The sequence below is a fragment of the Methylobacterium tarhaniae genome, from assembly GCF_001043955.1.
Lineage (GTDB): Bacteria > Pseudomonadota > Alphaproteobacteria > Rhizobiales > Beijerinckiaceae > Methylobacterium > Methylobacterium tarhaniae.
The window spans coordinates 1-14095 of sequence record NZ_LABZ01000093.1 but is presented as its reverse complement, the minus strand read 5'-3'; the positions used below and the strand labels follow the sequence as shown (position 1 = coordinate 14095).

The window sequence follows — 14095 nt, the reverse complement described above, 5'->3', positions numbered from 1 at the left end:
CCCGGGCGCCCCCCCCCGCCAGCGCCGCCAGCGTCGGATCGACCCGGGCGAAATGGTCCTCCCACGTCGGGGCCCGGTAACCCGCGAGGCGGCCCGCCATCTCGGCGCGGAGCGTCGAGCCCGGCGCCGCCAGTTCCTCGATCACCCGCATCCAGCCCGGACCGTCGAGCGGGTGCAGGAACTCCGCGAAGGAGCCCGCGACCTCGCGGTGGACCGGGATGTCGGAGGCGACGACCGGCAGCCCGCCGGCGGCAGCCTCCACGACCGGGAGGCCGTAGCCCTCGGCGAAGGAGGGCATCAGCAGCGCCGTGGCGTGGCGCATCAGCTGCACCAGTCCGGCGGTCGAGAGGCCCGACACCTCGGTGACATGGGCGCGCACCGCCGGGCAGCGCTCCAGGAGGTCGATCACGTTCTCGCTCTCCCAGCCCCGCCGCCCGACCACGACGAGGCGCGGCGTCGCCTCCCCGAGCCGCAGGCTCAGCTCGCGCCAGGCCGTGAGGAGGCCGATCAGGTTCTTCCGCGGCTCGATGGTGCCGCAGACCAGGAAGAACGGACGCCCCGCCGCGGCTGCGGGCGCTCCCTGGAAAGCGGCCTCGATCCCGAGCGGGCCGACGGTGATCGGCGGGACCCGGCGCCCGAGGCCGGCGAGGTGGGCGGAGAAGCGGCTCCCCACATCGGCGGAGTTCACCACGACGGCTTGCGCGTGGCGCGCGACCGTCTCCATCCGCACCCGGTGGCGCTCGGCCTCGCCGGCGCGGCCGTATTCGGGATACTCGATCGGGATCAGGTCGTGGACGAAGAAGAGCGGCCGGATGTCGGGACGGTCGTAGAGCCAGTCGAACCGCGCCGGCTTGTCGAGGCGCAGATGCGAGGTGTGGAGATAGAGCGCGTTCAGCGGCACGCGCTCCGGGCCCGGCGCCCGGACGGCCGTGAGCCAGGCCCGCCACTGCCGCGCCCGGCGCTCGCGCGCCCCGTCCGGCTTCGCGGAGACCGGGCCCCGCTCGGGCGCCGGCAGGCCGAGCCGGCCCGCGAGGTCGGGGAAGACCGGGTCGTCTCCGGCCGAGATCTCCTCGGTCCAGGCCGCCATGGCCGCCTCGACGAGGCCCGCCATCTGTGCCCGATCGAGCACCTTCGGGCCGAACGGCGTCGAGACGATCCCGAAGCGGGGGCCGGGCTGCCCCAGGAGGTGCCGGGCATAGGCCAGGTCGACCCGGTCGATGCCGGTCGGGCTCGCATGCCGCAGGCGGGTGACGAGGCGGGTGAGGTCGAAGGCGACGGGATGGGGGCGCATGACGACTCGAGCCATGATGTCCTGGATGCGGTGATGCGGGTTCCTACACAGCCGCGGGCCCGGAGCCCAACACCCGTTCCCGTCCTCCCCGTCACGGGCCGTCCTGTGCGGCAGCGCACAACGCCGCCCGCGGGCTGTGGATAGTCGCTCTTGCAACGCTGAGCGGTGATGATTTATCGCATTCGTCACCGCTCCGTCGCGCCGCGGTGACAAGTGTCGGGCGCGCCGATTAAGATCGTGGGTCGGCGCTGGGTCGACGTTCGGGTGAGACAATGGCGATCGTCGATCTGGATCGGGATGCGGTGAAGAACGGCTTGGCGGACGGCTCCGTCCTGCTGATCGACGTGCGCGAGCCCAACGAATTCGCCTCGGGCCACATCCCGGGCTCCGTCTCGTTCCCGCTCTCGGACTTCGACATCGAGCGGCTGCAGGCGCTGATCGCCGCGGATGGCCGCCGGCCGGTCCTGTCCTGCGCCGCCGGCGTACGCTCGGCGCGGGCGCTGCAATACCTGCAGAGCCAGGGCATTCCCCTGACCGAGCATTATGCCGGCGGGTTCAAGGACTGGGCCAATGCCGGCGAGACCGTGGAATAGCTGAGAGACCATCCCGCCTCCTGGCGGTTCGACTTCCCCCGGCCCCGGGAGGGCCGCGCCGAGGGCGGCGCGATTCCCGAACAGGCCAGCCCTCGACGCAGATGCTCCCCCGGCGCATCTCCCCCCGCGTCCGACGGGTCGCATGCACGAGATGAACGGGAGAGTGAGTATGCGCAGGCTGAGGCTGGCGGCGGTGATCCCGGCGCTCGTGCTGATGGCCGGTATCCCGGCGCGGGCCCAGGCGCCCGGCGGGCCGCCCCCGACGGTCACGGTCGCCAAGCCCGTGGTCAAGGAGGTGGTGGAGCACGACGACTTCACCGGCCGCTTCAACGCGATCGAGTATGTCGAGGTGCGGGCCCGGGTCACCGGCTACCTGCAGAAGATCCACTTCCAGGACGGCGCCGTCGTGAAGAAGGGCGAATTGCTCTTCACCATCGACCGCCGGCCCTACAAGGCGGCGCTCGACCAGGCGACCGCGGCCCTCGATTCGGCCAAGGCGCGGCTGAACTTCACCCAGACCGACCTCGAGCGCGCCCAGACGCTGAGCCGGTCCGGCAACATCTCCGAGCAGGTCACCGACCAGCGCCGGCAGAACTCGCTGACCGCCCAGGCCGACGTCGACAACGCCACCGCGGCCCTGCGCCAGGCCCAGCTCAACTACGACTTCACCGAGGTGCGCTCGCCGATCGACGGGCGGATCTCGCAGCGCAACGTCACCGAGGGCAACATCGTCATCACCGACCAGACGATGCTGACCACCATCGTGTCGCTGGACCCGATCTACTTCTCGTACACGGTCGACGAGCGCTCGTTCCTGGCCTACCAGAACACGCTCAAGATCGGCATGGGCGCGACCCAGAACGAGCACACGGCGCCGATCCTGGTGGCGCTGACCGGCGAGGCGAAGCCGACCCGCAAGGGCGTGCTCAACTTCGTCGACAACCGGGTCGACGAGGCGACCGGCACGGTGCTCCTGCGCGCCACGGTCGAGAATCCGGACCGCTTCATCAAGCCGGGCCTGTTCGGCATCGTCAGCATGCCGGCCTCGAAGCCCTATCGGGGGATCCTGATCCCCGACGACGCGATCGGCGCCAACCAGGACAAGCGCCTGGTCTACGTGCTCGGGCCCGACAACGTTATCCAGCCCCGCAACATCCGCCCCGGTCCCAAGATCGACGGCTACCGGGTGGTGCGCGACGGGCTCAAGGGCGACGAGACCATCGTGATCAACGGCCTGACCCGGGTGCGTCCGGGCGCCAAGGTCACGCCCGAGGTCAAGGAATTGCCGCCGGTCCGCGAGTGAGCGACCGCGCCGCCCGCTGACGGGCGGCGCCTCCCGTCAGGACGCCACGCCCGAGAATCCGAAGGGCGCGAGAGGCCCACCGATGCGTTTTGCCCACTTCTTCGTCGACCGGCCGATCTTCGCCTCGGTGACCTCGATCGTCATCCTGATCATCGGCTACGTCTCCTACATCTCGCTGCCCGTCTCGCAATATCCCGAGATCGTGCCGCCGACCGTGGTGGTGCGCGCCTCCTATCCGGGCGCCAATGCCGAGACCGTGGCGGCCACCATCGCGACGCCGATCGAGCAGGAGATCAACGGCGTCGACAACATGCTGTACATGTCGTCGCTGTCGACCAACGACGGCAACATGCAGCTGACCGTCACCTTCGCGCTCGGCACCAACCTCGACATCGCCAACGTGCTGGTGCAGAACCGGCTCTCGGTCGCCCAGCCGCGCCTGCCCGGCGACGTGCGCAACCTCGGCGTCACGGTCCGCAAGTCCTCGCCCGACCTGATGATGGTCGTGCACGTGCTGTCGCCCGACGGCACCTTCGACCAGAACTATCTCGCCAACTACATCTACCTGCGCCTGCGCGATCCGCTCCTGCGCCTCAACGGCGTCGGCGACATCACGGTGTTCGGCGGCTCGGAATACGCGCTGCGGCTGTGGCTCGACCCCAACAAGCTCGCCTCCTACCAGCTCTCGACCACCGACGTGATCAACGCGCTGCAGGAGCAGAACGTCCAGGTGGCGTCCGGTGCGCTGGGCGCGCCGCCGGCTCCCGCCGACCAGGCCTTCCAGTTCACCGTGCAGACGCAAGGGCGGTTCCAGGACCCGAGCGAGTTCCGCAAGGTGATCGTCAAGGCGTCCGACGGGCGCCTGGTGCGGATCTCCGACATCGCCCGGGTCGAGCTCGGGCAGAAGGACTACACCACCAAGTCGTTCCTCAACGGCCAGCCGGCGATCGGCATCGGCGTGTTCCAGCGCCCCGGCACCAATGCGCTGGAGGCGGCCGAGCAGGTCCAGGCGCTGATGAAGACCCTGTCCAAGGACTTCCCGCCCGGCCTCGAATTCAAGATCGCCTACAACCCGACCGAGTTCATCGCCGAATCGGTGCACGAGGTCTACAAGACGCTGGCTGAGGCGGTCGTCCTCGTCGTGGTGGTGATCCTGGTCTTCCTGCAGAGCTGGCGGACCGCGATCATCCCGATCATCGCGATCCCCGTGTCGCTCGTCGGCACCTTCGCGGTGATGGCGCTGCTCGGCTTCTCGCTCAACAACCTGACGCTGTTCGGCCTCGTGCTCGCCATCGGCATCGTGGTCGACGACGCGATCGTCGTGGTGGAGAACGTCGAGCGCAACATGGCCGAGGGGCTCTCGCCCGGCGAGGCGGCCCACAAGACCATGGACGAGGTCGGCGGCGCGGTCGTCGCCATCGCCCTGGTGCTGTCGGCGGTGTTCATCCCGACCGCCTTCATCCCGGGCATCTCGGGCCAGTTCTACCGGCAGTTCGCGCTGACCATCGCGGCCTCGACCATCATCTCGATGTTCAACTCGCTGACGCTGTCGCCGGCGCTCTGCAAGCTGCTCCTCAAGCCCCATTCCGAGCACCACCGGCCGCGCTTCTTCCTGGCCCGGTTCGGGTCGTGGGCCGCCAACACCTTCAACCGCGCCTTCGACGCGACGGCGAACGGTTACGCGGCGACGATCCGCTTCCTCACCGGGCGGCTGGTGCCGCTGCTGGCGATGCTGCTGCTCTATGCCGGGGTGATCTACGGCGTGCTGCACCTCGTGCGCACCACGCCGACCGGGTTCATCCCGCTCCAGGACCAGGGTTATCTCCTCGTCGTGGTGCAGTTGCCGCCGGGCTCGTCGCTCGAGCGCACCACCGCGGTGGTGCAGGAGGTGTCGCGCCGCTCCCTCGACATCGACGGCGTCGGCAACACCGTGGTCATCGCCGGCTTCGACGGCGCCACCTTCACCAACACCACCAACGGCGCGGTGATGTTCCTGCCGCTGAAGCCGTTCAAGGAGCGCCTGGAAAAGGGCCTCACGGCGGGCAAGATCCTGCAGGCCGTGCTCGCCAAGACCGCCCCGATCCAGGAGGCCCGGATCATCGCGATCCCGCCGCCGCCGGTGCGGGGCCTCGGCAATGCCGGCGGCTTCAAGATGCAGGTGCAGAGCCGCGAGGGCTCGGACATCGCCCGGCTGCTCCAGGTCTCGGGCGACCTCATCGGCGCGGCCAACCGCGACCCGGCCCTCACCCGCGTCTTCACCACCTTCGGCAACGACACGCCGCAGATCTACCTCGACATCGACCGCACGGTGGCGCGGATGCTGAACGTGCCGCTCGCCAACGTGTTCTCGACGCTCCAGGTCAATCTCGGCGGCGCCTACGTCAACGACTTCAACACCTTCGGCCGCGTCTACCAGGTCCGTGCCCAGGCCGACGCCAAGTACCGGATGGAGAAGTCGGACATCGAGCGGCTCAAGGTCCGCTCCTCCACCGGCGCGCTGGTGCCGATGGGGACGCTCGCCAGCATCCGCGACATCTCGGGTCCGCAGATCGTCCAGCGCTACAACCTGTACTACTCGATTCCGGTGCAGGGCGATTCGCGGCCGGGCGTGTCCTCGGGCCAGTCCCTCGACGCGATGGAAAAACTCGCCCGCCAGACCCTGCCCGACGGCATGAGCTTCGAGTGGACCGACATCGCGTTCCAGGAGAAGGCGGTCGGCAACACGGCGATCTACGTCTTCGCCCTCGGCGTGCTCCTGGTCTTCCTGGTGCTCGCCGCGCAGTACGAATCCTGGGCGCTGCCGCTCTCGATCCTGCTGGTGGTGCCGACCGGCGTGCTCGCGGCCCTGGCCGGCGTGCAGTTCCGGGCGCAGGACAACAACATCCTGACCCAGATCGGCCTCATCGTGCTCATCGGCCTCGCCGCCAAGAACGCGATCCTGATCGTCGAGTTCGCCCACCAGATCGAGGAGAGCGAGCGCCGCGGGCCCGTCGCGGCCGCCGTCGAGGCCTGCCGCCTGCGCCTGCGTCCGATCCTGATGACCGCCTTCGCGTTCATCCTCGGCGTGGTGCCGCTCGCCTTCGCCACCGGCCCCGGCGCCGAGATGCGCCAGGCGCTGGGCACCGCGGTGCTGTTCGGCATGCTCGGTGCGACGATCTTCGGCCTGTTCCTGACCCCGGTCTTCTACGTGGTGATCCGCAACATCCTGATCCGGATCAACCGCTGGCGCGGGGTGGAGGACCACCACGGCGAGCCCGAGCCGGCGCGGTAAGGGGAGGGGCCGGGTCGAGGCCTCCATCGACGCTCGTGCCGCCGCACCTATATGCGGCGGCACCTCCCGCCTCGATAGGTCTCGCGCGTGCCCGGTTACCTGCCCTTCGCGGGCGCCCTCAAGCTTCCTGCCTTCGTCTGCGACAATTGCGGGTTCTGGCAGCGCCACTTCGCGGCCCCGCCGAGCTGCCCGATGTGCCTCGACGCGCGCCACGTGGTGCCGCAGGACGGCTGGCGCTTCCGCGATGTCGCGGAGGCGCAAGCCTCCTTCCCCTGTCACTGGGCGGAGGTCGAGCCGGGAGTCTGGAAGTTCTGGAACGAGCCGGTGACCGGCATCGGGCCGAGCGCCTACCTGATCGTGACGCCGGACGGCAATATGGGCTTCGAGGGCTGCCCGGTCTTCAGCGAGGCGGCGCTCGACCACATCGCGGCCCTGGGCGGCATGACGGTCCTCTCGGCCTCGCATCCCCACAGCTACGGTGCGCTGCCCCAGCTCCAGGACCGTTTCGATCCCGAACTGTGCCTGCCGGCCGCCGACTTCACCTGGAGCGCGGCGCTCCAGGTCTCCTGGCCCTACGACGACGTGCTGGAGCCCGTGCCGGGCCTCACGCTCCACCGCACCGCCGGCCATTTCGACGGCCACGCCGTGCTGTACGACCGTCGCCGGGGCATCGTGTTCTGCGGCGATGCGCTGAAGTTCGAGCTGAACCCGGAGAACCCGCGCGAGGCGCTGACGATCTCGGCGCACAAGGCCTTCGTGCGCGGCGTGCCGCTGACCCACGCCGAGCTCACCCGCTACCGCGCGGTCTTCGCCGCCCTCGACTTCCACCAGACCTGGACGCCGTTCGAGCAGGCGGCGAATGTCGGCCGGGCGGAGGTGCTGGCGCTCATCGACGCGATGCTGGCCGGGCGGCCGCACGCCTATCCGGTGCCGGTCTCCGCGCTGAGATAGCGCCGCGGCTCACAGCCCGAATTGCGCGCCGGTATCCCCCGGGGTGACGAGGCTGCGGGCCCGGCTGCGGGCGGGCAGGAAGGGAAGGGCGGCGCAGGTCGCCCCGACGCTGTCGCAGAGCCGCTCGACCGCCCGCACGATCTCCGGCGGGCCGGCGACGTGGACGGTGTCGCTGCCGCGCAGGGTCGGCAGGTGGGCGGTGACGGGGCCGTGGCGCACGTCGGCCTGGCCGCGGCGGTCGCGGCTCGCCGCGAGCGTGATCTGCTGCACGCCGGTGCCGCGCAGCCAGTCGAGGCCGGGGCGCATGTAGAGGTCGTCGGCGTCCGTTGCGCCGGCCACCACCACCATCTCGCGGCCGATCTCCAGGTGACGCGCCGCCCGGGCGATGGCCCAGATCGGCGCGAAGCCGGTCTCGGCCGCGACCAGGACGAGGCGCCCGGGCCCCGGCCGGTAGGGGATGCCGCCGGCGGGTCCCTTGATCCGCACCGCGTGGCCGGGACGCACCGCGTCCCCGAGGGCGAGGCCGAGGGCACCGCGGTCGCGGCGCAGATGGAAGACCAGCTCGTTGAGCTCGGTGTTGCCGTCGATGCGCTGGGTCGGGCAGTAGGGCCGGGCGGGCAGCCCCGCGAAGGCGACCTCCACGGCCTGGCCGGGCGCGACGTCGAGGGCGCGCGAGACCGTGACCACCACTTCCATCACCGCGCCCGAGAGCGGGGTCGCGGAGAGCAGCGTGCCGGCACGCTTGGCCGTGCGCAGGACGGTGAGCGGCGAGGGGGCCGGGGCCGGCCGGGTGCCGGCCCCGTCGCCGAGGCGGGGTCGGGTGCGGCTGGTGTTGCGCAGGCGCGGCAGGGTCTCCTGCTGCCCGGAATCCTGGACCACGCCGTCGCGGCCGGCGGCGACGTTGCGGGGCAGGGCGGTATCGAGGGGCGTGTCGCCGGTCGCCACACGGACGGGCTTGCCGTTGACGACGAGCGAGCAGCGGGGGCTCATGGCCGTCTCCGTGCGACTTTTCACAGGCGGTGGGACGTGACGAGGGGGCGCCACGTCGTCAGCGGGGTGCGAACAGGAGGCGCTCGACCAGGGAGGCCCAGCGGTCGCGGTCGGCACGGAGGTTGTCCTGCACGTCCTCGCCTTCGGCCTGCTGGGTCGTGAGCGCCGCGACCTGGGCGCGCAGCTCCGCCGCGGCCTCCCGCTCGGAGCGCAGCACGGCTTTCATCACCTTGTTCTCGGCTTCGAGCTGGGCGACGAGGTCGTCGATTTCCTCGATCTCCGCCTCCTCCGGCGGAGGCAGCCGGTAGGGCCGGGGTCCGAGCCAGCCCGGCGGGAGCAGCAGGCGCCGCACCAGATCGAAATCCGGGCCGGTCCGCTCCCGATCCGAGATGTCGTACGCCGCCTCGCCCATCGCCGCCACTCCGCGCCTCGTCCAGGCCGTGCGGATCGCGCCCCGACGGGCGCGCCGAATCATCTCCACAGCCAGGATGACGATGCTGTCGTCATGGTTAAAGACCGTTTAAGCACTCTCCTCGCATTCGCGCGATTGACCCGGCGGAGCCGCCGACACACTCTCGCCGCGCTATCCCGGAACGGGCATCGATTCGCCCGCTCCGGAACCACGGAGATCGCGATGCTGGACGGACGACGGGTGCTGATCGTCGAGGACGAGGCGCTGGTCGCCCTGGAGCTGACCGAGATCGTGACCGGCTCGAACGCCCACGCCGTCGGCCCGGCCCGCACCAACCGCGAGGCGCTGGCGCTCATCGAGTTCGAGGAGATCGACGTCGCGATCCTCGACCTCAACCTCGCCGACGGCGAAGCGACGCCCACCGCCGAATGCCTGATCGGCAAGGGCGTGCCGGTCCTGATCTGCACCGGCGGCGTGCTGCCGCGCGCGATGCGGCTGATGTGGCCGGACCTGCCGATCCTGAGGAAGCCGCTGAATCCGGAGCGGCTGGTGGAGGCGTTGGGGGCGTTGTGCGCGGAGCCGGTCGGCGGGGGCCGTCACTGACCGCTGCGGCACGGGCCCGCGGGACCACCTGAGCGGTCATGCTCCGACGTCAGGGAGCGGCCGGTGCGGTGAAGGAGATCCGGCGCAAGGCCTCCCCGATCCCGGGCGAGCCCTCGACCGCAGGGCCGGCCGGCCTCCCACGTGAATCCGCCGCCGCGTCCAGCACCGACCTCATGATGGAAGATTGCCACGCGAAGTACGGGTTGAAGGTCAGCCGTGCGTGCGTCTTGTTCGCCTCGCGATATCCCCAGTCCGAGTACCAGACCTCCGCTCCGCGCTCGCAGGCCTGCAAACCGGCCTCGTCCTGCCCGTTCCAGCAGATGCGCGAGGTGCCCCGGTCGCCATAGAGGCGGTTCGCCGGGCTGAACAGGATGCCCATGTGGGAGAACTGGCTGATCCGCCATTCCGGCAGCCGGTCGCTGCGAACGAAGATTCGCGCCTCGTCGCCCGGCCTCGCCGGTGTCTCGCCGTACCAGATCAGCCGGCTGGCCGGGTGCGGGAAGCGATCACGGAACGTGTCGAGCAGGTAGGCCGAGTCCAGCACCGAATCGTTCCGGGCCACGACCATGAAGACCGGCTTCCCGTAGGGCCGCTCGTCGAGCTGCCGCCGCACCGCCTGGCTGCTGCGATAGAATTGCGCGAACCCGTTGGTCGGCACCGTCAGGTAACGCACCTCGTTCTGGAGCGGCGCGCGTCCGCCCGGCGCCAGCAGCCACGGCCGGACCCGGGCGAGCAGCGGCGTCATCCAGTCCAGGGGCACGTCCGACTTGAAGCCCGGGGAGAACAGCACGAGCCCGGCGATGGTGTCATTCGCGTAGGCGTATTCCGTGACCAGGTTGGCTCCGGTGGAGAACCCGCCGAGAAAGACCTGCCCGACGTCGCGGCGCAAAGCCTCCGTTTGCTCGCGCACGACCTGACGCCACTGCTCCACGTCCACGTCGAGCAGATCCTCGGGTCGTGTGCCGTGGCCGGGCAGGAGAACCGTGCGGACGAGGATGCCGCCCGCGGCGAGGTCCCGGGCGACGTCGTGGAACGACCAGGGTGAATCCCCGAGCCCGTGCACGAGGAGGATCCCCCGGGCAGGCTTCGCGCCCTGCCTCGGCATGGCCGGCCGCCACTCCCGCGGAGCGTTCAGGGTCACCGCATCGTCCGAGCCCCAGCGCGCCCGCAGGCGGTCGAAGGCCTGGTCCCGGTGCGCGGCGAAGGTCGGTGGCTCCGGCGAGAGTCCGGAGGCGGCGGCTCGGGCTTGCGCTCCCGTCGCGACCAGGACGGCGAGGAGCAGTGCCGTACGTAACACCTTCATCGGGCCTCTCCTCGCCACGAGGGCCAGCTGGACCTGGGCGGGTCCAGACCCCGCACCATCGCGGACGGCTCCCGTCGCAGAAAGGCCGCGCCCCATCTCCCGCGACGGCGGCGACCGATTCTGTGCGAGACCACACAGGATCGACCGGCCACGACACCCGGGCCGGCCCTCACGCCGCCTCCGGCGCCGCCCCCACCAGCTGCCGCGCCTGCAGGATCGACATCGGCTCCCCGAACGCGAACCCCTGCGCGTAGTCGCAGCCGACCTCGGCCAGCGCCAGGGCGTCCGCCTCCGACTCGGCGCCCTCGGCGATGATCTCGAGCCCGAGTTCCTGCGCCATCCGGACGATCGAGCGCAGGATGCCGGAGCGGCCGTTCGCCATCTGGCGCACGAAGGAGTGGTCGATCTTGATCGTGTCGAAGGGGAAGCGCTGCATGTAGGTCAGCGCCGAGTAGCCGGTGCCGAAATCGTCCAGGCACAAGCCGGCGCCCAGTTCGTGGATGCGGGCGAGCATTTGCGCTGCGTATTCCGGGTTCTCCATCACCAGCGCCTCGGTCAGCTCCAGCTTGAGCGAGCCGGGGACGACGCCGGTGCGGGCGAGCACGGTCTTCACGTCGTGCAGGAGGTCGTGGCGCAGGAGCTGGCGCGAGGACAGGTTGACCGAGGCGAAGATCGGCGGCTCGACCACCAGCGCCTGCTGCCAGGCCGCCAGTTCCGCGGCGGTGCGCTCCAGCGCGAAGACGCCGAGATTGACGATGAGGCCGGACTCTTCCGCGATCGGCAGGAAGACCTGGGGCGCGACGCGGCCGAGGCGTGGGTGGTCCCAGCGGAGCACGGTCTCGAAGCCCGCCACGGTGCGGTCTTCCAGCCGGACGATCGGCTGAAACAGCACCTTGATCTCGTTGCGCTCCAGCGCCCGGCGCAGGTCGCTCTCCAGCATCATCCGCTCGCCGCGGTCGGAGCGCATGGTCGGGCGGTAGACCTCGATCCGGTCGCCGCCCTGGCGCTTGCCGTTGATCATCGCGAGCTCGGCGTTCTTGACCACGTCGTCGCGCTTCACCACCGCGCCCGCCTCGTGCAGGGCGACGCCGATCGAGGGCGTGAGGAAGATCTCCCGGTCGGCATAGGTGATCGGCGTGGTGATCGCCCGGCGGATGCTGTCGGCGAAGGCGATGATCCGGTCGGGATCGCGCTCGGAGAGCAGAATGATGGCGAACTCGTCGCCGGCGACGCGGGCCAGGGTGTCCTGCGGCCGCAGCAGCCGGTTGAGGCGGCGCGACAGCGTCAGCAGGATCGAATCACCCGCCGAGAGCCCGATCGCGTCGTTGACCTGCTTGAAGCGGTCGATGTCAACCACGAACAGGGTCGGTTTCAGGCGCGGGTCCTGGCTCGCCAGCGCCAGGGCGGCGTCGAGCCGGTCGTTGAACAATTCGCGGTTGGGCAGGCCGGTGAGGTTGTCGTGCACCGCGTCGTGCAGCAGCCGCTCCTCGGCGATCTTCGCCTCGGTCACGTCCGCGATGGTGCCGACGATGCGCACCACCTCGCCGTCGGTGCCGATCACCGGCCGCGCCTTGAGGCGGAACCAGTAATAGGGACCGGCCGCGGAGCGCAGGCGGAAATCCTGGGAGATGCGGCCGCGGCGCTCCTCGATCACGGTGTCGAGGGCCGCCGAGTAGCGCTCGACGTCGAAGGGGTGGAGGAGGGAGAGCCAGTTCGCCTGCGGGCCCTCCAGGGCCCCGCGCTTGAGGCCGAGCTGCCCCTCGATCTCGGGGCCGGCGAAGACCCGATCCCCCGGCACGTCCCAGTCGAACACCACGTCGCCGGCGCCGGTGAGCGCCAGCGCCCGGCGCTCGGTATCGGAGACGAGGCTGTTGCCCAAGCCCCCGCCCGCGAAGGCGTGCTGGAGCACCGTGAAGCCGATCAGCATCACGATCAGGACGAGACCGCCGATCAGGGCCGGCTGGACGAGGTCGTTGTGGAGCTGGCCGGTGATGGCGAAGCCCGCCGCCACCACCCAGGCCAGCAGCAGCAGCCAGGTCGGGATCAGCAGGATGGCCCGGTCGTAGCCGTTATGGATGGCGAGGTAGACCACCAGCAGCAGGCCGATTCCCGCCACGGTCGCGATCGAGATCCGGGCGACACCGGCCGCCACCGGCGGGTCGATGACGGCCAGGCCGACGAGGCCGCCGAGGAACAGGAGCCAGATCAGGGCGACGTGGCTGTAGCGCACGTGCCAGCGGGCGAGGTTGAGATAGGCGAACAGGAAGACCAGCAGGGTGGCGCCCAGCACCGCCTCGGCCGAGGCACGGTAGATCCGCTCGGCGGCCTCCGTGACCGGGAAGATGCGCTGGAAGAACCCGAAATCGATGCACGCATAGGCCAGCACCGCCCAGGCGAGGGCGGCGGCCGCCGGGAAGATGATGGCGCCCTTGACCACGAACACGATGGTCAGGAACAGGGCCAGCAGCCCGGCGATGCCGATGATGATGCCCTTGTAGAGGGTCAGCCCGGTCGCCTTCTTGCGATAGGCGTCCTGGTCCCAGAGGTAGACCTGCGGCACGTTGGGGGTGCGGAGTTCCGCCACGAAGGTGACGGTGGTGCCGGGATCGAGGGTGATGACGAACTGGTCGGCGTCCGGGCTCTCGTCGCGCTCGGGCCGGATGCCCTGGCTCGCCGTGATGGCGGCGATGCGCGAGCCGCCGAGATCGGGCCAGACCACCCCGGAGCCGACGAGGCGGAAATGCGGGGCCACCAGCAGGCGGTCGATCTGCTCGTCGGTGTCGTTGGTGAGCGCGAACACCATCCAGTCCGGCCGCGCTCCGGTCTCGCGCGCCTTCACGGCGATGCGGCGCACGATGCCGTCCTTGCCCGGGGCCGTCGAGATCTGGATCAGGTCGCCGTCCGAGCGGTAGCGCTCGATCGCCGGGGTCAGGTCGATGGCCTGCGAGTCGAGCGTGACGCGCACGGCCTCGACCGCACGGGCCTCCGGCGTGGCGAGGAGCAGGCCGGCGAGCGCGGCGAGGCAGGCGAGGACGAATGAGTACGTGCGCAAGCTTCGGGGTCTTCCGACCGGACGGGGACGGCCACGGCCACGGGGGCGGCTCAAGGAGGGTGCCGGACCGTACTGACGCCCAAGCTTCCGAGCAAGGCGGAGGCCTCGGATCTCCCCTGCCGTCCGCGAGAGCGGCCGTCGACAGGCTTCGATCGCTCCGCTTTGCGGCCAAATCAAGTTGGGCTGTGGGCAGGATGATCGGTGCCGGCCTCGGCGAGCGAGACCAGCTCCCAGCATTCCGGGTGGCGCATCAGCTCGGTGAGGAACGCGAAGGTGAGGGCGTGGGTCGGGCAATTGGCGACGATGCGCCCGAGGATCGGCCGGCC

At 70.5% G+C, this 14095-nt stretch carries 10 protein-coding genes; 5 read left to right on the top strand and 5 right to left on the bottom strand.

The features are described from left to right. On the bottom strand, nucleotides 1–1291 hold a 1291-nt coding region (locus tag VQ03_RS13905; protein WP_048451482.1), incomplete at its 3' end, for a glycosyltransferase family 4 protein. A 272-nt stretch (nucleotides 1292–1563) separates the two neighbouring features. Here VQ03_RS13905 and VQ03_RS13900 point away from each other — a divergent pair. The 4 genes from VQ03_RS13900 (at nucleotide 1564) to VQ03_RS13885 (ending at nucleotide 7409) form a co-directional block, all read left to right on the top strand. Next, the gene (locus VQ03_RS13900) at nucleotides 1564–1884 is read left to right on the top strand and encodes a rhodanese-like domain-containing protein (RefSeq protein WP_048451481.1); all 321 of its coding nucleotides are present in this window, start codon (nucleotides 1564–1566) and stop codon (nucleotides 1882–1884) included. Nucleotides 1885–2053: 169 nt separating this feature from the next. Further along, nucleotides 2054–3187, top strand: a complete 1134-nt coding sequence (locus tag VQ03_RS13895) for an efflux RND transporter periplasmic adaptor subunit (RefSeq protein ID WP_048451480.1) — start codon at nucleotides 2054–2056, stop codon at nucleotides 3185–3187. Nucleotides 3188–3269: 82 nt separating this feature from the next. Further along, nucleotides 3270–6458 carry an efflux RND transporter permease subunit gene (locus VQ03_RS13890; protein WP_048451479.1) on the top strand — a complete coding sequence of 1063 codons (3189 nt, stop codon included), beginning with the start codon at nucleotides 3270–3272 and terminating at the stop codon, nucleotides 6456–6458. Nucleotides 6459–6545: 87 nt separating this feature from the next. Then, nucleotides 6546–7409: an MBL fold metallo-hydrolase gene (locus tag VQ03_RS13885; RefSeq protein WP_048451478.1), complete on the top strand. Its 864-nt coding sequence runs from the start codon at nucleotides 6546–6548 to the stop codon at nucleotides 7407–7409. Nucleotides 7410–7418: 9 nt separating this feature from the next. Here VQ03_RS13885 and VQ03_RS13880 read toward each other — a convergent pair whose 3' ends face one another. Both VQ03_RS13880 and VQ03_RS13875 read right to left on the bottom strand, forming a co-directional pair. After that, entirely contained in the window at nucleotides 7419–8399 is a 981-nt protein-coding gene (locus VQ03_RS13880) for a ferredoxin reductase domain-containing protein (protein WP_048451477.1), read from the bottom strand. A gap of 58 nt (nucleotides 8400–8457) precedes the next feature. Then, nucleotides 8458–8811 carry a hypothetical protein gene (locus tag VQ03_RS13875; protein WP_048451484.1) on the bottom strand — a complete coding sequence of 118 codons (354 nt, stop codon included), beginning with the start codon at nucleotides 8809–8811 and terminating at the stop codon, nucleotides 8458–8460. 222 nt (nucleotides 8812–9033) lie between these two features. Here VQ03_RS13875 and VQ03_RS13870 point away from each other — a divergent pair, with 222 nt between their 5' ends. Then, nucleotides 9034–9414, top strand: a complete 381-nt coding sequence (locus tag VQ03_RS13870) for a response regulator (RefSeq protein WP_048451476.1) — start codon at nucleotides 9034–9036, stop codon at nucleotides 9412–9414. A 49-nt stretch (nucleotides 9415–9463) separates the two neighbouring features. On the opposite strand, the gene VQ03_RS13865 is transcribed toward VQ03_RS13870, so the two are convergent. Both VQ03_RS13865 and VQ03_RS13860 read right to left on the bottom strand, forming a co-directional pair. Further along, complete coding sequence (locus VQ03_RS13865) at nucleotides 9464–10717, bottom strand: alpha/beta hydrolase (protein WP_083467989.1); 1254 nt, start codon at nucleotides 10715–10717, stop codon at nucleotides 9464–9466. A gap of 169 nt (nucleotides 10718–10886) precedes the next feature. After that, nucleotides 10887–13769 (bottom strand): EAL domain-containing protein, encoded by a 2883-nt coding sequence (locus VQ03_RS13860; protein ID WP_048451475.1) that lies wholly within the window; start codon nucleotides 13767–13769, stop codon nucleotides 10887–10889. Nucleotides 13770–14095: the final 326 nt, after the last annotated feature.